Annotated in this window: 9 protein-coding genes; 5 read left to right on the top strand and 4 right to left on the bottom strand. The window is 70.9% G+C overall.

Translation table 11 applies throughout. The features are described 5' to 3' along the window. Nucleotides 1-13 precede the first annotated feature (13 nt). The 5 genes from OG883_RS09695 to OG883_RS09675 are packed head-to-tail and all read left to right on the top strand — an operon-like array spanning nucleotide 14 to nucleotide 14,924. On the top strand, nucleotides 14-5,785 hold the full coding sequence (locus OG883_RS09695; RefSeq protein ID WP_266537740.1) for a non-ribosomal peptide synthetase: 5,772 nt from the start codon (nucleotides 14-16) through the stop codon (nucleotides 5,783-5,785). Then, nucleotides 5,782-6,240 carry a cobalamin-dependent protein gene (locus tag OG883_RS09690; protein WP_266537737.1) on the top strand — a complete coding sequence of 153 codons (459 nt, stop codon included), beginning with the start codon at nucleotides 5,782-5,784 and terminating at the stop codon, nucleotides 6,238-6,240. Before OG883_RS09695 ends, OG883_RS09690 begins: the two co-directional genes overlap by 4 nt. Next, a complete protein-coding gene (locus OG883_RS09685) occupies nucleotides 6,233-7,642 on the top strand; it encodes a methylaspartate mutase (protein ID WP_266537735.1) in 1,410 nt (469 codons plus the stop codon). Before OG883_RS09690 ends, OG883_RS09685 begins: the two co-directional genes overlap by 8 nt. Further along, nucleotides 7,630-13,437, top strand: coding sequence for a non-ribosomal peptide synthetase (locus OG883_RS09680; protein WP_266537732.1), 5,808 nt, complete (start codon nucleotides 7,630-7,632; stop codon nucleotides 13,435-13,437). Before OG883_RS09685 ends, OG883_RS09680 begins: the two co-directional genes overlap by 13 nt. Further along, nucleotides 13,434-14,924: a condensation domain-containing protein gene (locus OG883_RS09675; RefSeq protein WP_266537729.1), complete on the top strand. Its 1,491-nt coding sequence runs from the start codon at nucleotides 13,434-13,436 to the stop codon at nucleotides 14,922-14,924. Before OG883_RS09680 ends, OG883_RS09675 begins: the two co-directional genes overlap by 4 nt. Before the next feature lie 87 nt (nucleotides 14,925-15,011). Here the strand turns inward: OG883_RS09675 and OG883_RS09670 are convergent, their stop codons facing one another. The 4 genes from OG883_RS09670 to OG883_RS09655 all read right to left on the bottom strand — a co-directional run bounded on the left by OG883_RS09670 (nucleotide 15,012) and on the right by OG883_RS09655 (nucleotide 21,136). Next, entirely contained in the window at nucleotides 15,012-17,402 is a 2,391-nt protein-coding gene (locus OG883_RS09670; protein WP_266537726.1) for an excinuclease ABC subunit UvrA, read from the bottom strand. A gap of 713 nt (nucleotides 17,403-18,115) precedes the next feature. Further along, complete coding sequence (locus tag OG883_RS09665; RefSeq protein ID WP_266537723.1) at nucleotides 18,116-18,532, bottom strand: VOC family protein; 417 nt, start codon at nucleotides 18,530-18,532, stop codon at nucleotides 18,116-18,118. 10 nt (nucleotides 18,533-18,542) lie between these two features. Beyond that, the gene (locus tag OG883_RS09660) at nucleotides 18,543-18,962 is read right to left on the bottom strand and encodes a helix-turn-helix domain-containing protein (RefSeq protein WP_266537721.1); all 420 of its coding nucleotides are present in this window, start codon (nucleotides 18,960-18,962) and stop codon (nucleotides 18,543-18,545) included. 140 nt (nucleotides 18,963-19,102) lie between these two features. Continuing rightward, complete coding sequence (locus OG883_RS09655; protein ID WP_266537718.1) at nucleotides 19,103-21,136, bottom strand: APC family permease; 2,034 nt, start codon at nucleotides 21,134-21,136, stop codon at nucleotides 19,103-19,105. Nucleotides 21,137-21,329: the final 193 nt, after the last annotated feature.

Raw genomic sequence — 21,329 nt, 5'->3', positions numbered from 1 at the left:
CGGAGCGTGGGCGATGAAGCGAAGCAGTATTCACGAATTCGGCAGTGATCTGCTGGAGTTGTTCGAGGCGCGGGTGGTGGCGGGGCCGGACGCGGTGGCGTTGGTGTGTGGTGGGGAGCGGCTGGGGTACGGCGAGTTGGATGCGCGGGCCGACCGGCTGGCCGCTGATCTGCGTGCATCGGGGGTGGGACCGGAGGATGTGGTCGGGGTCTGCCTGGGGCGTGGGGTGGACGCGGTCGTGGGTCTGCTGGGTGTGCTGAAGGCGGGCGCGGCGTACTTGCCGTTGGTGCCGGAGCTGCCGGCGGACCGGTTGGCGTACATGGTGCGGGACGCGGGTGCGCGGGTGTTGCTGACGGGCCCGGCGTTCGTGGGTTCACTTCCGGTGGACGGATGCCAAGTCGTGCTGTACGACGGCGAGTCGGGGCGGGACGGCCGGGTGCCGGTGAAGCGCCCGGTGGCGGTCCGCGACGAACGTTCGCTGATGTACGTGATCTACACGTCGGGCTCGACGGGCGCGCCCAAGGGGATCGCGGTCGACTGGCGCACGATCGCCAACGTCGTACGCTTCGACCGGTACCGGGACCAGTACCTGGGCGACACCCCGGTGGTCTGCCTCCAGCTCGCGTCGGTCGGATTCGACGTCTCGTTCCTGGAGATCTTCGCGACCCTGGTCCGCGGTGGCCGGCTGGTGCTCGTCGAGGAGGCCGTACGTCAGGACACCGAGCGGCTCCTGGAACTGCTGGCGGCCGAGCGGATCGAGCGGATGTACCTCTCCCCCGCCCTGCTGGCCCAGCTGGCGATCTCCTGGTCGGAACGGCCGCTGGACCTCGCCCTGACGCATGTGTTCGTCTCCGGGGACACCCTCTCCCTGACCCCGCAGACCCGTGCGTTCCTGGCGTCGTTGGAGGGGGTGGTGCTGGAGAACCAGTACGGCCCCTCGGAAACGCACCACGGCTCGTCGCTGATCCTCTCCGGAGACCCGCACGACTGGCCCGCCGCACCCTCCATCGGACGCCCCATCCCGGGCACACAGATCTACCTGCTGGACCGCCACCTGAACCTGGTCCCCCCAGGAGTACCCGGAGAGCTCTACATCGCAGGAGACGGACTCGCCCGCGGATACATCGGCCAACCCGCCCTGACCGCACAGCGATTCACCGCCGACCCCTTCCGACCCGGCCACCGCATGTACCGCACCGGCGACCTCGCCCGCTGGACCACCGAAGGACACCTCACCTACCTGGGCCGCACCGACGACCAGATCAAAATCCGCGGCTTCCGCATCGAACCCGGCGAAATCGAGACCGCACTCACCAGCCACCCGGACGTGCACGACGCCGCTGTCGCGGTGTACGAGGACCCGCCGGGTACCCGCCGGCTCGCGGCCCACGTCGTGCCCACCGACCCGGAGCGGAGCCTCGACGAAACCGCCCTGCGCGACTTCCTGCGCCCCCGGCTCCCCGCCTACATGCTGCCGTCCGCCGTGGTGCGGGCGGCGACCCTGCCGCTGACCCGCAACGGCAAGGTCGATCGGTCCGCCCTGCCCGTACCGGTCGGCTCGCGGCGGCTCACGGGCACATACGCCCCGCCCACCGATGCCGTGCAGAAGGCGCTCGTCGACATATGGGAGGGCCTGCTCAAGGTCGAGGGCATCAGCGTCGACGACGACTTCTTCGAGCTCGGCGGGCACTCCCTGCTGGCCACCCAAGCGGTGTCGCGCATGCGTACCGCCCTGAACGCCGCGGTCTCCGTACGGGACCTCTTCGAGATCACCACGATCAGGAGACTGGCCGAGGTCATCGGCACCAGGACGGTGCCGGGGGAGGACGCGGCAGCGACGGTCGTCCCTCGCGAGGCGGGGGACACACGCCTCTCCTTCGCCCAGCGCCGGATGTGGTTCTTCGACCAGCTGGTGCCCGGCTCGTCGGCGTACAACGTGAGCGAGATGTGGCATGTCCGGGGGCCGCTCGACCCGGCGCTGCTGCGGCGCGCGCTGCGCGCGGTGGGCGACCGGCACGAGGTCCTGCGTACGACCTTCGACAGCGCGGGCGGGGACCCGTACCAGGTGATCGCGCCCACGGCCGGCTTCGACTGGGAGACGGCCGACCTGACGCACCTGGGCACCGGCGCGGCCCATGACGAGGCCGTACGGCTGGCACACGCGGAGACGGGGCGTCCGTTCGACCTGACGTCCGGGCCCCTCGTCCGGGCCCAGCTGTTCCGCCTCGGCGACGACCACCACTGCTTCGTACTCCATCTCCACCACATCGTCGTCGACGCCTGGTCGATGGACGTCATCTGGCGTGATCTGTCCGCGTTTTACGACGCGTACGCGGCCGGCCGGCCCGACCCGCTGCCTCCGCTCGCGGTCCAGTACGCGGACTACGCGGCCTGGCAGCACTCCCTGGAAGACAGCGGACGCACCCGGGAACAGCTGCGCTTCTGGACGGAACTCCTCGAAGGGGCCCCCGCGCTGCACGGGCTGCCGACCGATCACCCCAGGCCCAGAGCGCTCAGCGGGCGCGGCCACCGCATCGACTTCACGATCCCGCATCCGACCGCCGACGCCCTGCGCCGCATCGGGCAGGCACACGGCGCCACGCCGTTCATGGTCATGCTCACCGCCTTCGACATCCTGCTCGCCCGGTACACCGGGACCAGCGATGTCGTCACCGGATCGCCGGTCGCCGGACGGGTGCGGCCCGAGCTCGAGGATCTGGTCGGGTTCTTCGTCAACACGATGGCGCTGCGGCTGACATGGGCCGACGACCCTTCCTTCGTCGAGCTGCTGGAGCGGCTGCGGGGCGTCGCGCTGGGGGCGCAGGAGAACCAGGACGTTCCCTTCGACCGCGTGGTGGAGGAGCTGGCGCCCGAGCGGGACGTCAGCCGCTCCCCCGTGTTCCAGATCGTGTTCGCCCTCAGCGCCGCTGACCACCACGCCAGTCCGGCCGGCTGGTCGGTGGAGCGGGTGAGCAGGGATGCCGGGCAGACGCGCTTCGACCTGGAGATGCAGCTGCAGGAGAGCGAGGAAGGATTCGCGGGCACCGTCTGCTACAGCACCGACCTCTTCGAGCCGGCGACCGTGCGCCGCCTGACGGATCACTTCGTCGCCCTGTGCCAGGCCGTTGCCGACGCACCGCATGAGCGGGTGTCCCGCCTGGCGCTGCCGGTCGCCGCGGAGCGCGATGCCTTCCTGGGGGGACCGGACGACCCGAGTGCCGACGAAGGCGCCGTGGGCCATCCACTGGAGTTGTTCGAGGCGCGGGTGGTGGCGGGTCCGGACGCGGTGGCGTTGGTGTGTGGTGGGGAGCGGCTGGGGTACGGCGAGTTGGATGCGCGGGCCGACCGGCTGGCCGCTGATCTGCGTGCGTCGGGGGTGGGGCCGGAGGATGTGGTCGGGGTCTGCCTGGGGCGTGGGGTGGACGCGGTCGTGGGTCTGCTGGGTGTGCTGAAGGCGGGCGCGGCGTACTTGCCGTTGGTGCCGGAGCTGCCGGCGGACCGGTTGGCGTACATGGTGCGGGACGCGGGTGCGCGGGTGTTGCTGACGGGCCCGGCGTTCGTGGGTTCACTTCCGGTGGACGGGTGCCACGTTGTTGTGTACGACGGCGAGTCGGGGCGGGACGGCCGGGTGCCGGTGAAGCGCCCGGTGGCGGTCCGCGACGAGCGGTCGCTGATGTACGTGATCTACACGTCGGGGTCGACGGGCGCGCCCAAGGGGATCGCGGTCGACTGGCGCACGATCGCCAACGTCGTGCGCTTCGACCGGTACCGCGAGCGTGTCCACCAGGTGGCGCCACGCTCCTGTGCACAGCTCGCCTCGCACGGTTTCGACGTATGGCTCCAGGAAGCCTTTGTCACCCTGCTGCGGGGCGATCGGCTGGTCCTCGTCGACGAGGAGACCCGGCGTGACACCGAGCGGCTGCTGGAACTGCTGGCGTCCGAGCGGGTCGAGCGGATGTATCTCTCCCCGGCGCAGCTCGACCAGCTGGCGATCTCCTTCACCGAGCGCCCTGCGGACCTCGCGCTGCGGCACATCAGTGTCGGCGGCGAGCCGCTGCGGATGTCGGCGGAGACCCGTGCGTTCCTCGCGTCGTTGGAGGGGGTGGTGCTGGAGAACCAGTACGGCCCCTCGGAAACGCACCACGGCTCGTCGCTGATCCTCTCCGGAGATCCGCACGACTGGCCCGCGGCACCCTCCATCGGACGCCCCATCCCCGGCACACAGATCTACCTGCTGGACCGCCACCTGAACCTGGTCCCCCCAGGAGTACCCGGAGAGCTCTACATCGCAGGAGACGGACTCGCCCGCGGATACATCGGCCAACCCGCCCTGACCGCACAGCGATTCACCGCCGACCCCTTCCGACCCGGCCACCGCATGTACCGCACCGGCGACCTCGCCCGCTGGACCACCGAAGGACACCTCACCTACCTGGGCCGCACCGACGACCAGATCAAAATCCGCGGCTTCCGCATCGAACCCGGCGAGATCGAGACCGCACTCACCAGCCATCCATCGGTGTCCCAGGCCGTTGTCGTCGCCCGCGAGGACCGGCCGGGCCACCGCCGGCTGGTCGCCTACGCCGTGCCGGCCACCTCCGACGGCATCGACGGGGCCGTACTGCGCGACCACACGGGACGGCTGCTGCCCGACTACATGGTCCCCGCGGAATGCCTGGAGATAGACGCGCTGCCGCTGAACGCCAACGGCAAGGTCGATGTCCGGGCCCTGCCGGACCCGCGGCCGGCCGGCCCGCAGGGACAGGAACCGCGCTCCGTACGGGAGCAGCTGCTCAGCGAGCTGTTCGCGGAGGTACTCGGGGTGCCCGAGGTGGGCGTCCACACCAGTTTCTTCGACCTGGGCGGGCATTCGCTTCTCGCCACCCGGTTGATCAGCCGGGTCCGGACCACGCTCGGCGTCGAACTGCCGGTCCGCAGGCTGTTCGACAGTCCTACCGTCGCAGGCCTGGCCGCCTCGCTGGACGGGTCCGCCGACGGGGCACGCTCCACGAGCGGTCTGGAGACTTTGCTTCCGCTGCGTACGGGCGGCACCGAGGATCCGCTGTTCTGCGTCCATCCCGTGGCCGGAACCAGCTGGTGCTACGCCGGCCTGCCCCGCCTCATCGGACCCGGCCGCCCGGTCTACGGGCTGCAGGACCCGGCTCTCACCGACCCGGCCCACGCCGACGACCGGATCGCGGACCTGGCGGCCCACTACGTCGAGCGGATCCGCGAGGTACGCCCGCACGGCCCCTATCACCTGCTCGGCTGGTCGTTCGGCGGTCTCGTCGCGCAGGAGATGGCCGTACGTCTGCAGTCGATGGGCGAAGAGGTCGGGCTGCTGTGCCTGCTGGACGGCTACCCGGTGGAAGGGGGCCGGGACAGCGGGCGGTACACGCCGGTCGCCTCCGGTGACCCGGAGGACCGTGCCGCTGAACTGCGCCGGTACGCGGGGGTGTCGGTGCCCCTCGACGACAAGGAGGTGGCGGCGGTCCACCGCTCGATGATCCGGAACGCCACGATCATGCGGGACTTCGCACCGAAGCTGTTCCGTGGCGACCTGACCTTCGTGACCGCCACCCGGGAACGGGAGGCCGACGCGCCCGTGTGGCAGGACTGGCTGCCGTTCGTGACCGGCACGGTCACCGACCACCAAGTGGACTGCGCCCACCTGGACATGATGCGCCCGGAGCCGCTGGCCCGGATCGGCACCACGGTCGCCCGGGTACTCGCCGCACACACACCGGCCGCCACCGTCCCGTCCTACCGTGGGAGCACCGGATGAGCCCGCACGCCGAACACCGCACGGGCCGCCTGGTCATCCTCGGGGTGGCCGCCAGCGACGCCCACGCGGTCGCCAACCAGCTGATCGCCATGAGTCTGCGCCACGACGGCTTCATCGTCATCAACCTCGGGGTGTGTACCCCGCTGGAGGAGTTCGCCGACGCCCTGGACGCCAACCCCGGCGCCGAAGCCGTGATCATCGGCAGTCTGAACGGCCATGCCTACGAGGACCTGCGGGACCTCCCCGCTCTGCGGGCAGCGGGCCGGATGCACGCGCCCGTGGTGCTCGGCGGCAATCTCGCCGTCGGCGGCCATGGGACGGCCGCCGATCGTCAGGCTCTGGCGGACCTGGGGGTCGACCACATCATCCGCGACCCCGACGGCCTCACCCCGCTGCTCGACTCGCTGCACCCGTCCCGGCCGCCCGTCCCTGTCATCGGACCCTTCCATGCTTGATGAGGACACCCTCGGCCTTGCCCCCGGGGCCGTCGCCGAACTGCCCGACCGGCAGGAGATCCTTCGCCATCTGACCGGACTCCCCAAGAAGACGGTGCCCGATGTGCTGCGCGCGGCAGAACGCAGGGGGACACCGGTGATCCAGCCGCGCTGCGGAGTGGGCGGGCACGACGAGATGCTCACACTGCTGCGCTCGCTCGAGACGGGAGCGGCCCCGGGGATCCTGAGCGTCACCATCGACTCCCACACCCGGCTGGGGCACTTCGACGCCGCCGCGGCGACCCTGCGCGAGCATCCTCATCACCTCAACGGCTATCCGCTGGTCGCTCACGGCTGGCAGCGGGGACGGGAGCTGAACGAGAGCGTCGCCGCCCCGCTCGAGGTGCGGCACGGCTCACCGGACGCCCGTTTGCTGTTCGCCGTGTCGGTCGCGTCGGGGATCACCTCGTTCGAGGGCGGCGGGATCTCCTACAACCTGCCGTACTCCAAGGACGTACCGCTGGAGCGGTCGCTGCGGGCGTGGCGCCAGGTGGACCGGGCGTGCGGCGAACTGGCGCGGTCCGGGGTGGTGGTGGACCGCGAGCTGTTCGGCACCCTGACAGCAGTGCTCGTGCCCCCGTCGATCAGCCTCGCGATCACCCTCCTCGAAGCGATCGCCGCGGCCGCCGAGGGGGTGCGCTGTCTGTCGGTCGCGTATCCACAGGGCGGGGAGATACACCAGGACGTCGCCGCCCTGCGGTCGGTACGGGTGCTGGCCGCCCGCTACCTGCCCCCGGAGGTCGATGTCTTTCCCGTCCTCCACGAGTTCATGGGCGTCTTCCCCGAAGAGGCCGACCGGGCGGAGGCGCTGATCTTCTACGGTGCCCTGACCGGGCGGCTCGGCGGCGCCACGAAGATCATCAGCAAGACCCGCCAGGAGGCGTACGGCGTCCCGGACGCCGAGGCGAACGTCCACGGCATGAGGACCTCGGCACTCGCCCTCTCCGGACTGCTCGACTTCATCACGCTGGACGAGAGCCGCGTCGAGGAGGAGGCGTACTGGATCCAGCGCGAGGTGAGCGAGATCCTCGACCCGCTGCTGGGCGGTGGCGAACTGCACAGCGAGATCGACGCGGCCTTCCGTACGGGACGGCTCGACATCCCGTTCAGCGCCAGCATCCACGCCCGCTCGGAGATCGTCCCCAAGCGGGACGCGAGCGGAGCCCTGCGCTACTTCTCCCCCGGCGGGCTCCCCTTCTCCCGCGCCAGCGCAGACCGCAACGACAGGTTGCTGGGCCGGGACGACGGCGGGAGCGGGACGCGGCTGATCAAGGAGATCACCCGCGACATCAACCACTTCGCCGCCCGTGACCACGGGCGTGTACGGCAGCACCTCGGACAGGAGCGGAAATGGACCACCTGACCTACTGGCAACGCACACTTGCGGGCCTGCCGGCACTGCTCGAGCTGCCCACGGACTGCCAGCGGCCGACCGAACCCAGCGGTCTGCGCACCAAGGTGGCCCTCACCGTCGGGCCACGCGCCCACCGCGCCGTCGCCGCGCTCGCCGAGCGGGAGGGCACCGGCGTGGTCACCGTGGCACAGGGCGCCCTGGCAGGCCTGCTGACGCGGATGGGGGCGGGTGAGGACATCGCGCTGGGGGCGACGGGCCACGGTCCGGACGGCTTCACCCTGCTGCGGATCGACTGTTCGGGAGATCCCACCCTGCGCGAGCTGACCCGCCGGGTACGGGACGCGGACCGCTCGGCGCGCGAGCACACCGCTCCGTTCCGGCTGGTCACCGAGGCCCTGGGAGTGACCGCTCCGCACCGTCGGCACGCCCTGTTCCAGGTGCGCTGCGGCGGGCCGGAGGAGTCGGGGCAGCTGCCCCCGCACGCTCCCGAACTGGACGTACGCGTCCGCACCACCGGGGAGCGCGGACGCGGCGGCATGGAGGTCCTGCTGGACGCGGACGCCGACCTCTTCGGCCCCGAGAGCGCGGAGCTCCTCGGCAGTCGGCTCGTCCGGCTGCTGACCGAGGGCGCCGAGGATCCCGACCGCCCGCTCGGCTCCGTCGAGGTGCTCGCCCCCGCGGAGTACGACCGGCTGTTCAAGGACTTCAACGACACCGCCCGCCCGGTGCCCGAGAGCACCGCGGTCGCGGTCCTGGAGGCCCAGGCCCACCGCACCCCGCACGCGCCGGCGGTCACGTCCCGGGACGGCGACCTGTCGTACGCCGAACTCCACGCCGCCGCCAACCGCCTGGCCCGCTTCCTGGCCGAGCGCGGCGCGGGCCCCGACGACATCGTCGCGGTGGCGCTGCCCCGCTCGGCCGGACTGGTCGTCGCCCTCCTCGCCGTGCTCAAGGCCGGAGCGTCCTATCTGCCCATCGATCTGGGATACCCGGCGGAGCGCATCGCGACGATGCTCGACGACGCCCGGCCCTTCTGTGTGCTCACCACTCGGGACGCCTTGGAGCTGCTGCGCCCCGCCGACCGTGCGGCCGGCAGGGCCACGACGGTCCTGCTCGACGACCCCCTCACGGCGTCCGCCGTATCGGCGCTGCCCGGAGGGGACCTCACCGACGCCGAGCGCCGGGCCCCGCTGCGTCCGGCGAACGCCGCGTATGTGATCTACACCTCCGGGTCGACGGGACGCCCCAAGGGCACCGTGATCGAACACCGTTCCCTGGCGCACTATCTCCACTGCACGATCCGGTCCTACGACAGTGTCCGGGGCACCTCGCTGTGGCACTCCTCCGTCTCCTTCGACCTGAGCGTGACCTCGCTGCACGTGCCCCTGGCCGCCGGTGGACGCGTGTGGGTCACGACTCTGGATGCGGAGTCCGCCGCGTACCCGGCCGCGCCCAGCGGCTGCGACTTCCTCAAGGCGACCCCCAGCGCGCTGCCCCTGCTGGCGGCACTGCCGGAGAGCCTGTCACCCACCGGGGAGCTGATGCTCGGCGGAGAGGCCCTCCAGGGCGAGGTGCTCGACGAGTGGCGCACCCGCCACCCGCAAGCGAAGGTTCTTCATGTCTACGGCGCCACCGAGACCACCATCAACTGCTCGGAGCACCACATACGTCCGGGCGACCCGGTACCGGCGGGCACCCTGCCCCTGGGCCGGCCCATGGACAACGTGCGGATGTACGTCCTCGACGCGCGGCTGCGCCTGGCGGCGCCCGGCGTCATCGGCGAGATCTATGTGGCGGGCCCCGGCCTGGCGCGCGGATACGCCGGCCGTCCCGAGCTGACCTCCGCCCGCTTCGTGGCCGATCCCTTCGGAGCGCTCTTCGGGGCGCCGGGCGACCGGATGTACCGCACCGGCGACCTCGGCCGCTGGGCCCAGGACGGACAGCTGGAGTTCGCCGGGCGCCGCGACCATCAGGTGAAGGTACGCGGCCACCGCGTCGAACTCGGCGAGATCGAGCACACGTTGACCGCGCACGAGGCGGTCGGCCAGGTCAAGGCCGTCGTGGCCGAGGACCCTTCCGGCGGCCATCGCATCGTGGCCTACGTGGTGCCCGCGGCCGGGCGGAGGACGACGGCGGGCGGGCTCCGCGCCCACGCGGCCGGGCGGCTGCCGGACTACATGGTGCCCTCGGTGATCGTCATCCTCGACAGGATTCCGCTGACCCCCAACGGCAAGGTCGACACCGCACGCCTGCCCGTCCCCGAACACCACCGGTCGGACCAGCACATCGGCGCACCGCCGAGCACGCCACGCGAGGCGGCCCTCTGCGCCCTGGTCGCCGAGGTCGTCGGGATTCCCCAGGTCGGGGCCGACCGGGACTTCTTCGAGGTCGGCGGACATTCCCTGTCGGCCCTGCGGCTCGCCGACCGCATCCGTACGACGCTCGGCCTCGAGATGACCGTCCGTGACGTCTTCCGGGCCCGTACCGTCAGAGCCCTGGCGGGCCTGCTCGACCGGGCCGGCCCGGCTGGTGCTCCGCCGCTCCTGACCAGGGCCGACCGCCGACCCGATCGGATCCCGCTCTCCGCCGGCCAGCGTGCGCTGTGGTTCCTGCACCGGCTCGACGGCAGCCCGACCTACAACTCCTCCCTGGCTCTCCGGCTCTCCGGCGACCTGGACCTGTCCGCGATGGGCCGGGCGGTACGCGATGTGCTGGACCGTCACGAGACGCTCAGGACCGGCTTCTACGAAGACGACGGCGAGCCGTACCAGGGCGTGCTGCCCGCCGGCGCCCACCCGGGCCTGGTCTCCGTACAGGTTCCCGCCGGCCCCGGCCCCGTCGACGACCGCCTGGCAAAGGCGGCGACCGAGGCCGTCCAAGTGCCCTTCCTGCTGGGCGATGTGCCGCCCTCGCGCTTCACCGTCTTCTCGGCCGGCGCCTCGGAGCACCTGGTGCTGGTGGCGATGCACCACATCGTCACCGACGGCCTCTCGATGAGCCCGCTGATGCGTGACCTCACCCGGGCCTACACGGCCCGCGTCGAGGGAAACGCCCCTGACTGGGAGCCGTTGCCGGTTCAGTACATCGACCATGTCCTGTGGCAGCGGGACCGCCTCGGCAGTACGAGCGACCCGGGCAGCCTCGTGTCGCGCCTGCTCGGCCACTGGCGCGAGGCGCTCGCCGGGGCACCCGAACTGCTCGAACTGCCCACCGACCGGCCGAGGCCCGTCGCCCGCTCCCACGGTGGCGGCTCGGTCCGCTTCGAGATCGGCGCCGAACTGTACGACAGGGTCCGGGAGCTGGGCCGGAGCGTCGGCGCCACCCCGTTCATGGTGCTCCACTCCGTGCTCGCGGCCCTGTTGTCGCGGCTGGGGGCCGGCTGCGACATTCCGGTCGGCACACCCGTCGGCGGTCGCGGCGATTCGCGGCTCGACGGCCTGATCGGCTACTTCGTCAACACGGTCGTACTGCGGGCCGACACCTCCGGCGACCCCACGCTGCGCGAACTGGTCACCCGGGTGCGCGAGGCCGACCTGAGCGTGTACGCCCACCAGGACATGCCGTTCGAGCTGCTGGTCGAAGCGCTGAACCCGACGCGCTCGCTCTCCCACACCCCGCTCTTCCAGGTGATGCTGAGCCACGACGAGGCACTGCCCGACGACGTGCGTGTGCCGGGCCTGGAGATCCGGCCCGTCCACCTCACCACGGGCACGTCGAAGTTCGACCTGGCCGTGAACCTGCGGGACACCTCCGACGACGGCTTGACCGGGGCCGTCGAGTACAGCACCGACCTGTTCGACCGGAGGACCGCCGAGAGCTTCGCCCGGCGGTTCGTACAGCTCCTCGACGTGATGTCGGCCGCCCCCGACCGGCCGATCAGTTCGGCGGACCTGCTGGACGCGGCCGAACGGCAGCGCATGCTGGTCGAGTGGAACCGCACCGCCGTCGAGGAGCCGGCCGAGCTGCTGCCGCAGCTGTTCGAGTCCCGGGCGGTCGAAACGCCCGATGCCACGGCAGTGGTGGCCGGCGAGACCGAGCTGACCTTCGCCGAACTCAACGCGCGGGCCAACAGACTGGCTCACCTCCTGATCGCCCGGGGCGCGGGACCGGAGCGGTACGTGGCCGTGGCCCTGCCCCGGTCGGCCGATCTGGTCACGGCACTGCTGGCAGTGACGAAATCCGGCGCGGCGTACATCCCCGTGGACCCCGCCCACCCGGTGGAGCGGATCACGACCGTCCTGGACGAGGTCCGTCCGGTCGTCGTCCTCACGGACACGGCGACCGAGCATGTGCTGGGAGAGGGCCACGGCGCGCGGACGCTCGTACTCGACTCCGCCGGGGCCCTGTCCGATCTGGCGGCCGGGCCCACGGCCGATCCCACGGACCGCCACCGTCTCGCACCGCTGCGTCCCGGCCATCCGGTGTACGCGATCCACACCTCGGGTTCGACCGGCCGCCCCAAGGGCGTGGTGATCGAGCACCGCAGCTTGGTGAACCTCTTCCACCACTACTTCCGTGACCTGTACGCCGCCGACATCGCCCGAGCCGGCGGCCGCCCCTTCCGGGCGGCGCTGGCCGGAGCGATCTCCTTCGACGCGTCCTGGTCCCCGGTGCTGTGGATGGCGGCGGGCCATGAACTGCACGTGATCGACGACGACACCCGCCGTGACCCCTCGGCGTTCGTCGCCCATGTGAGCCGTGTCGGCATCGACTTCATGGACGTACCGCCGTCGTTCTTCGACCAGCTCCTGGAGCACGGGTTCCTGCGCGACGACTCGACCCGTCCCCGTGTGCTGGCACTCGGCGGTGAGGCCGTCAGCCAGGCCCAGTGGCAGTTGCTCAGGGACACCCCGGGCGTCAGCGGCTACAACACCTACGGTCCCACCGAGTACACCGTGGACACGCTCTGGGCGCGGATGTCCGACACCCCTCGCCCCGTCATCGGCCGCCCACTGCCCAACACACGGGTCTATGTGCTCGACCGTGCGCTGCGCCCGGTCCCCGAAGGCGTCCAGGGCGAGCTGTACGTCAGCGGCGTGGGCCTGGCACGGGGCTATCTGAGCCGGCCCGGGCTCACCGCGGAACGATTCGTCGCCGATCCCTTCGGCTCACCCGGCACACGGATGTACCGCACCGGCGACCTGGTGCGATGGACCGCTGACGGACGTCTGGACTTCGTGGGCCGGACCGACGACCAGGTCAAGCTCCGGGGCTTCCGCATCGAACTGGGCGAGATCGAGGCGGTGCTGCGGCGTCATCCGGCGGTCGGCCGTGCCGCCGTGACACTGCACGAGGACCACCAGGGAACGCGGCGGATCGTCGCCTACGTCGTGCCACCGAAGGGGGCGGGACAGACACCGGTGGCCGATCCGGGTGAGCTGCGCACCCATGTGGCCGCCCATCTGCCCGACTACATGCGGCCGTCGGCGTTCGTGCCGCTCGACGCCCTGCCCCTCACCGGCAACGGCAAGCTGGACCGTGCCCGGCTGCCTGCCCCCGGACCGGCAGCGGGAGGCGCGGGCGGTGCTCCGCGCACCCCGCGTGAGGAAACGCTGTGCACACTCATGGCCGAGGTGCTCGGCCTGGACCGGGTGGGCATCGAGGACAACTTCTTCGAACTGGGCGGCCATTCGCTCCTCGCCACTCGTCTCATCAGCCGGATCCGTACGGCGCTCGGAGTGGAGCTGCCCATCCGAGCCGTGTTCGAGACCCCCACCGTCGCCGCCCTCGCCGAACGTTCGGCGAGCGCCAGGAAGGCCCGGCCGTCGTTGCGTCCGCGCGCCGAGAAGCAGGAGGCCCTGTGAGTCCGCGGATTCCGCTGTCGTACGCCCAGCGCAGGATGTGGTTCCACCAGCAAGTGGCGGGCCCGGGCCCGACGTACAACGTCCCACTCGTCCTTCGCCTCACCGGTCCACTCGACCCTGCGGCGCTGGAGGATGCCGTCGCGGACGTCGTGGCACGCCACGAGAGTCTCCGCACGGTGTTTCCCGACGTCGACGGAGAACCCACCCAGCACATCCTCGACAGCACCGTGTCCCGACCCGCTCTCCACCAGCGCCAGGTCACCTCCACCGAACGTGCCGCAGTGCTCCGGCAGGAGGCCCGCCACGCCTTCGATCTCGCCACCGACGCCCCGATCCGCGCCACACTCCTGCACACGCGGCCCGATGAGCACATCCTGCTCATCCTCATCCATCACATCGCCACGGACGACTGGTCCTCCACCCCGCTCACCCGCCAGCTCTCCGAGGCCTACACGGCCCGCCTCGCCGGCACCGCACCGGACTGGGAACCGTTGCCGGTGCAGTACGCCGACTACGCGGTGTGGCAGCGGGACGTACTGGGCGACGAGCACGACCCGGACAGTGAGATGGCTGCTCATCTCGCTTACTGGAAAAGCGATTTGGCGGGCACCCCAGAACTGCTCAGCCTGCCGGTCGACCGCACCAGGCCTCCCGTGGCATCCGGTCACGGACACCGTGTCCCCTTCGGCTGGGACGAGGAGACACAGGCGCGCCTGGTCGCTCTCGCACGGGAGACGGGCACGACGGTCTTCATGACCGTGCAGGCAGCGGTCGCTGCGCTGCTCACCCGCCTGGGAGCGGGCACGGACATACCGCTGGGCGCCGCGTTCTCCGGACGCACGGACGAGTCCCTCGACGACCTGATCGGGTTCTTCACCAACACTCTGGTGCTACGGACCGACACATCGGGCAACCCGACCTTCCGTCAGCTCGTCCTGAGGACCAGGGAGACGAACCTGTCTGCCCACGCGCACCAGGACTTTCCCTTCGACCGCCTGGTCGACGCCCTCAAACCCACTCGCTCCCTGAGCCACCACCCCCTGTTCCAGGTCATGCTGGCCTACCAGAACGCGGGCCGGAACCAGCTCTCGCTGCCGGGCCTGGAGGTCTCCGTGGAGGAGGTCGACACGGGGGTGGCCAAATTCGACCTGGCCCTCGTCTTCTCCGAATGCGATCCCGCCTCCGCGGCCGACGGCCGGTCCGGTATGGAGGGGTCCCTGCACTACTCCACCGACCTCTTCGAGGAGAGCTCCGCCAGGACAATGACGGAGCGTCTGGTGCGACTGGTCCGCTGCGCTGCCGCCGACCCCGACCGCCCCGTCCCGTCCATCGATCTCCTCTCCGCCGAGGAACGCACCCGCCTGTTGACCGAATGGAACGACATCGACAGCCACCTCGCTGCCCTGTGGGCCGCCCACACACCCTCCGAAACCGCCCCGGGCAGCACACGCCGACCACCGCGTACGGAGCCGAAGGTCACGTCCTGACCTCCGGCCCGTCATCCGGCCGGTGGCATACGCAGCCACCGGCCGTCGTCGCGCCCAGTCGTCCCACGGTGCCCGCGAGGGCCTCGGTCAGGTGCCGACGTAGGCCGCGAGGTGCTCGCCGGTGAGGGTGGAGCGGGCGGCGACGAGGTCGGCGGGTGTGCCCTGGAAGACGATGTGGCCGCCGTCGTGGCCGGCGCCGGGGCCGAGGTCGATGATCCAGTCGGCGTGTGCCATGACCGCCTGGTGGTGCTCGACGACGATGACCGACTTGCCGGAGTCGACGAGCCGGTCGAGCAGGCCGAGCAGCTGCTCGACGTCGGCGAGGTGCAGGCCGGCGGTCGGTTCGTCGAGGACGTAGACGCCGCCCTTCTCGGCCATGTGGGTGGCCAGCTTGAGCCGCTGCCGCTCACCGCCGGACAGCGTGGTGAGCGGCTGGCCGAGGCTGAGGTAGCCGAGCCCGACGTCGGCGAGCCGGTCGAGGACGGCGTGCGCGGCCGGCGTGCGCGCCTCGCCGGCGCCGAAGAACTTTTCGGCCTCGGTCACCGACATCGCGAGCACCTCGCTGATGTCGCGGCCGCCGAGGTGGTAGTCCAGCACCGATGCCTGGAACCGCTTCCCCTCGCACTCCTCGCAGGTGGAGGCGACGCCGGCCATCATCGCCAGGTCGGTGTAGATGACGCCGGCGCCGTTGCAGGTGGGGCAGGCGCCCTCGGAGTTGGCGCTGAACAGCGCCGGCTTCACGCCGTTGGCCTTCGCGAACGCCTTGCGGATCGGGTCGAGCAGTCCGGTGTACGTCGCCGGGTTGCTCCGCCGCGAGCCACGGATCGCGCCCTGGCCGATCGACACCACACCCTCGCCGGCGGGGATCGACCCGTGCACGAGGGAGCTCTTTCCGGAGCCGGCGACCCCGGTGACGACGGCAAGCACCCCGAGCGGGATGTCGACGTCGACGTCGCGCAGGTTGTTCGCCGTCGCGCCACGGATCTCCAGCGTGCCGGTGGACTTCCGCACCGTCTCCTTGACGGCGGCCCGGTCGTCGAGATGGCGGCCGGTGATGGTGCCGCCCGCCCGCAGCCCCTCGACGGTGCCCTCGAAGCAGACGGCGCCGCCCGCCGTACCGGCGCCGGGGCCGAGGTCGACGACGTGGTCGGCGATCGCCATGACCTCCGGCTTGTGCTCCACGACGAGCACCGTGTTGCCCTTGTCCCGCAGCCGCAGCAGCAGGCCGTTCATCCGCTGGATGTCATGGGGGTGCAGGCCCGTGGTGGGCTCGTCGAAGACGTAGGTGACGTCGGTGAGCGAGGAGCCGAGGTGGCGGATCATCTTGACGCGCTGCGCCTCGCCGCCCGACAGCGTGCCCGACGGCCGGTCGAGCGCGAGGTAGCCCAGCCCGATCTCCACGAACGACTCGAGGGTGTGCTGCAGCGCGGTGAGCAGCGGCGCCACCGACGGCTCGTCGAGGCCGCGGACCCATGCGGCCAGGTCGCTGATCTGCATCGCGCAGGCGTCGGCGATGCTGATCCCCTTGATCTTCGACGACCGGGCCCCCTCGCTGAGCCGGGTGCCATCGCACTCGGGGCAGGTGGCGAAGGTGACCGCCCGCTCCACGAACGCCCGGATGTGCGGCTGCAGCGCCTCCTTGTCCTTGGACAGGAACGACTTCTGGATCTTGGGGATCAGCCCCTCGTAAGTGAGGTTGACGCCCTCGACCTTCACCTTGGTCGGCTCCCGGTAGAGGAAGTCCTGCATCTCCTTCTTGGTGAACTCGCGGATCGGCTTGTTCGGGTCGAGGAGGCCCGACTCGGCGTAGACCCGCACGGTCCAGAAGCTGTCGGACTTCCAGCCGGGGATGGTGAACGCGCCCTCGGCGAGCGACTTGGAGTCGTCGTAGAGCTGGGTGAGGTCGATGTCGGAGACGGCGCCCCGGCCTTCGCAGCGCGTACACATGCCGCCGGTGCGGGTGAAGGTCGCTTTCGTCGCCTTCTTGGCACCGCGCTCGACGGTGATCGCACCGCTCGCCCGGACCGAGGGGACGTTGAAGGCGTACGCGCTGGGCGGGCCGATGTGCGGCTTCCCGAGCCGGCTGAAGAGGATGCGCAGCATCGCGTTGGCGTCGGTGGCGGTGCCGACGGTGGAGCGCGGGTCGGCCCCCATCCGCTGCTGGTCGACGATGATCGCGGTCGTCAGTCCGTCGAGTACGTCGACCTCGGGCCGCGCCAGCGTCGGCATGAAGCCCTGCACGAAGGCGCTGTAGGTCTCGTTGATCAGCCGCTGCGACTCCGCGGCGATCGTGCCGAACACGAGCGAGCTCTTGCCCGAGCCGGAGACGCCGGTGAACACCGTCAGCCGGCGCTTCGGAATCTCGATGCTGACGTCCTTGAGGTTGTTCACGCGCGCGCCGTGCACGCGGATCAGATCGTGGCTGTCGGCAGCGTGCAGCGCAGGCGACTGCGTGTTCGTCCTCGTGGCCTTGCTCATCGTGTCTCCATCTGTCGGGCGGGGCCGTCTTCGCGGTCTCCGTCGGCGTCGCCTGGCTCGATCTGATCAGATTCGAACAGTACGTCTGGTTCTCCTTTCGTGGGCGTGATCGCGGCAACAGCCCGACGGCGACCTGATCGGCGGTGCCGGCCGGGGTGGCGCGACGCCGTCCGGCCGACACCTGGCCGGGGTCGCGCTCGGCGCAGGAAGCCTCGGGCATCCACGCCGCTTCGGCCCGTGGGGCCTCTGGACCCGGCCACGCGGCGCGCCCGGCCGAGGCGTCAGACCAACCAGCGTCCGTCGCGCATCGGCTCGCGGTCGGGCGGGCGGCGCAGAGGGCGCCCGATCGCCGCCGACGTCGCCCCGGTCCCGGCGCCGGTGACGATCCACTCGGGGACCGATGCGGCTCCGCACGGAGCCGCATCGGAGCCGGTCGAAGATCTCGTCGGCGATCGCCGACCCTTCGGCCGCGCAGAGCGCCCTGTCGGCGTCGCCAAAGTGGTCAGGAAAGCGTGATCGGGGAAGTGACCGCCGAGCCGCTCGGCCGGCAGGCGGGCCCTCCCCGTACCGCGTCGGGCGGCCCCTTGCCCATCTGCGACCGCCCGCCCTCCCGCTTCCCGCTCCGCCGACCGCCCGGAGGAGCCGGATCGCCTGTGCCACCCCGAGTCGGAGCGCCCCACAGCCATGGGCCGGGAACGTACCTCAGGCGGTTCTTACCGCTTGCGGGGCTGGGTGAAGCGGAGCATGTTGCCGGCCGGGTCGCGGAAGGCACAGTCGCGGACGCCGTACGGCTGGTCGATCGGCTCCTGCAACACCTCCCCGCCGGCTGCCTGGATGCGTTCGAAGGTGGCGTCGCAGTTGTCGGTGGAGAAGATCACGCCGCGCAGCATGCCCTTGGCCAGCAGTTCCGCCATCGCCTGCTTGTCGGCCGGCGAGGCGTTGGGGTTGGCGAGCGGCGGTTCGAGGACGATCTCCACGTCCGGCTGCGCGGGTGAGCCGACCGTCACCCAGCGCATCCCCTCGAACCCGACGTCGTTGCGTACCTCCAGGCCGAGGATGTCGCGGTAGAAGGCGAGCGCCTTGTCATGGTCGTCGACTGCGATGAAGCACTGTGAGAGCTTGATGTCCATGCCGTCGACGCTACGAGGCGGCGGCGGATTCTGCTTCTCCGATCCTGACCGGTCGCGTGAGGATCTTGGCGACGCACGCCGGGATCGCGGCGCCGGCCTCGTGGCGCCGGGCCCGGTAGGCGCTGGGGCTCTCGCCGACCAGCTCGCTGAAGCGCGAGCTGAACGACCCCAGCGAGGTGCATCCGACCGCGAAGCAGACCTCCGTCACGCTCATGTCGCCCCGCCGCAGCAGCGCCTTCGCCCGCTCGACACGGCGGGTCATCAGATAGCTGTAGGGCGTCTCCCCGAAGGCGGCGCGGAAGCTGCGGGAGAAGTGCCCGGCCGACATGAGGGCGACGTTCGCCAGCGCCGGAACGTCCAGCGGCCGTGCGTAGTCGCGGTCCATCACGTCCCGGGCGCGGCGCAGCCGTACCAGGTCCTCCAGGGTCATGCCCACCAGCATCGCACGGCGGCGGTGGCCCGCCTCTGCGATCAGTACTCCCGGGCCGTCGGGATCCCCTTCCTCACGGGCCGGTGCCGACGTGCTGAGGGGGCTCGCTCAGCCGCCCCGGCGGGGTGGGCCCCGAAGGGTTACCGGTGCGCGGCGGTGTCGCTCCTGCGGGGCGTGGTGGGTTCCCCGCGGCGGACCGAGCCGGGGGCGCGTGCGGCCGGGTGGTCGGCGTGGGCGGACGAGCTGAGTTGCCAGGGGACGCTGGTCACCATCACGCCGGGAGTGAACAGCAGCCGGCTCTTGAGCCACAGCGCGGACTGGTTGTGCAGCAGGTTCTCCCACCAGTGGCCCACCACGTACTCGGGAATGAAGACCGCGACCACATCCCGCGGGCTGTCGCGGCGGAGGGAGCGCACGTACTCCATGACCGACCCGGTGATCTCGCGGTACGGAGAGTCGAGGACCTTGAGCGGCACCGGGATCTCGTAGTCCGCCCACTGCCGTTGGAGCGCGGCGGACTGCTCACGGTCCACCGCGACGGTGAGTGCCTCCAGGTGGTCGGGCCTGAAGGCGCGTGCGTAGGCCAGCGCCCGCAGGGTCGGCTTGTGGAGGGTGGAGACCAGCACGACCGCCAGCACCCGGGAGGGCGGCACCATCTCGCTGCGCGGGTCGGTGACCGCCAATTCGTCTGCGGTGGTGTCGTAGTGACGGCGGATCCCCCGCATCATGACCCACAGCACGATCCCGGCGAGCACCGCCAGCCAGGCGCCCTGGGTGAACTTCGTGGCCAGCACGATGATCAGTACCAGACAGGTGATGACCGCACCGGTGGCGTTGATGACCCGCGCCACCCGATGCCGACGGCGTACGGCCGGATCGGCCTCGGTGCGCAGCTCGCGGTTCCAGTGCCGGACCATGCCGGTCTGCGAGAGCGTGAAGGAGGTGAACACGCCCAGGATATACAGGTGGATGAGGCTGGTGACGTTGGCCTTGAACGCCCACAGCAGCAGTCCGGCCACGATCGCCAGCGCCAGGATGCCGTTGGAGAAGGCGAGCCGGTCGCCGCGGTTGTGCAGCTGGCGCGGCAGATAGCGGTGCTGCGCGAGGATCGAGGCGAGCAGCGGGAAGCCGTTGAAGGCGGTGTTCGCGGCGAGGATCAGTACCAGGGCGGTGGCGGCCTGGAGGAAGTAGAAACCGATGCTGTTCTCGCCGCCGAAGACGGAGGCGGCCAGCTGGGCGATGACGGTGCGCTGATGGTACGAGGCGCAGTCGCCGTCCAGTCCGGTGAGCCGGCACGGGTCTTCGACGATGTGCACCTTGGTGATGAGCGCGAGCGTGGTGACGCCGACGAACATGGTCACGGCGATGATGCCCATCGCGGCCATGGTGGCCGCCGCGTTGCGGGACTTGGGCTTGCGGAAGGCAGGCACACCGTTGGAAATCGCCTCCACGCCGGTCAGTGCCGTACAGCCGCTGGAGAAGGCGCGAAGGACGAGCATCACCAGCGCGAGGCCTGCCAGGTTCGCATCCGCGGGATCCGGTGTGATGCCGTACGCGGCGCTCTCCGCCACCGGCGCGTCACCGGCCAGGTACCGGAACAGCCCAGTGCCGACCATGATCAGCACGCCGCCGATGAACAGATAGGTCGGGGCCGCGAACGCCTGACCGGATTCGCGTACGCCGCGCAGATTCATCGCGGTCAGCAGGGCGACGAAGACGAGCGCCATCTGCACGCGGTAGTCGACCAGTGCGGGCACCGCCGAGATGATGTTGTCCACGCCGGAGGCGACGGAGACCGCCACGGTCATCACGTAGTCGACCAGCAGCGAGGCGGCGACCACCAGACCGGCGGAAGGGCCGAGGTTCGTCGAGGCCACCTCGTACGACCCACCACCGCTGGGATAGGCGTGCACCACCTGGCGGTAGGAGAGGACCACCACGGTCATCAGCGACACGACGGCCGCCGCGATCCATGGCGTGAAATGCAGGTAGGCCAGGCCGCCCAGGGTCAGCACCAGCAGGATCTCCTGGGTGGCGTACGCGACCGAGGACAGCGGGTCGGAGGCGAAGATCGGCAGGGCGAGGCGCTTGGGCAGCAGCGTCTCGCCCAGTTCCTCGCTGCGCTTGGCGCGGCCGATGACCAGCCGCTTGAGGATCCCCGTCACGTTGAACACGGCGCGAGAGTAAGCCGCCGCGCCTGTTCAGCAGCGCGGCCACGATGCTGCGAGGGCCATGAGTACTCGTTAGGGTTCCGCGCCCGTGCGTACGTATGGCGCAATGGCCGGCACAGTGTGCTGATGGAGCAGGTCGGTCCTTGTGTCCGACCGCACGGCCCATGGGTGCGGTGAGTACCGCCCGCCGGGCCGG

The sequence above is a fragment of the Streptomyces sp. NBC_01142 genome (assembly GCF_026341125.1).
GTDB lineage: Bacteria > Actinomycetota > Actinomycetes > Streptomycetales > Streptomycetaceae > Streptomyces.
Note: the sequence above shows the minus strand (reverse complement) of the source record. Positions and strands in the feature narration are given on the sequence as shown.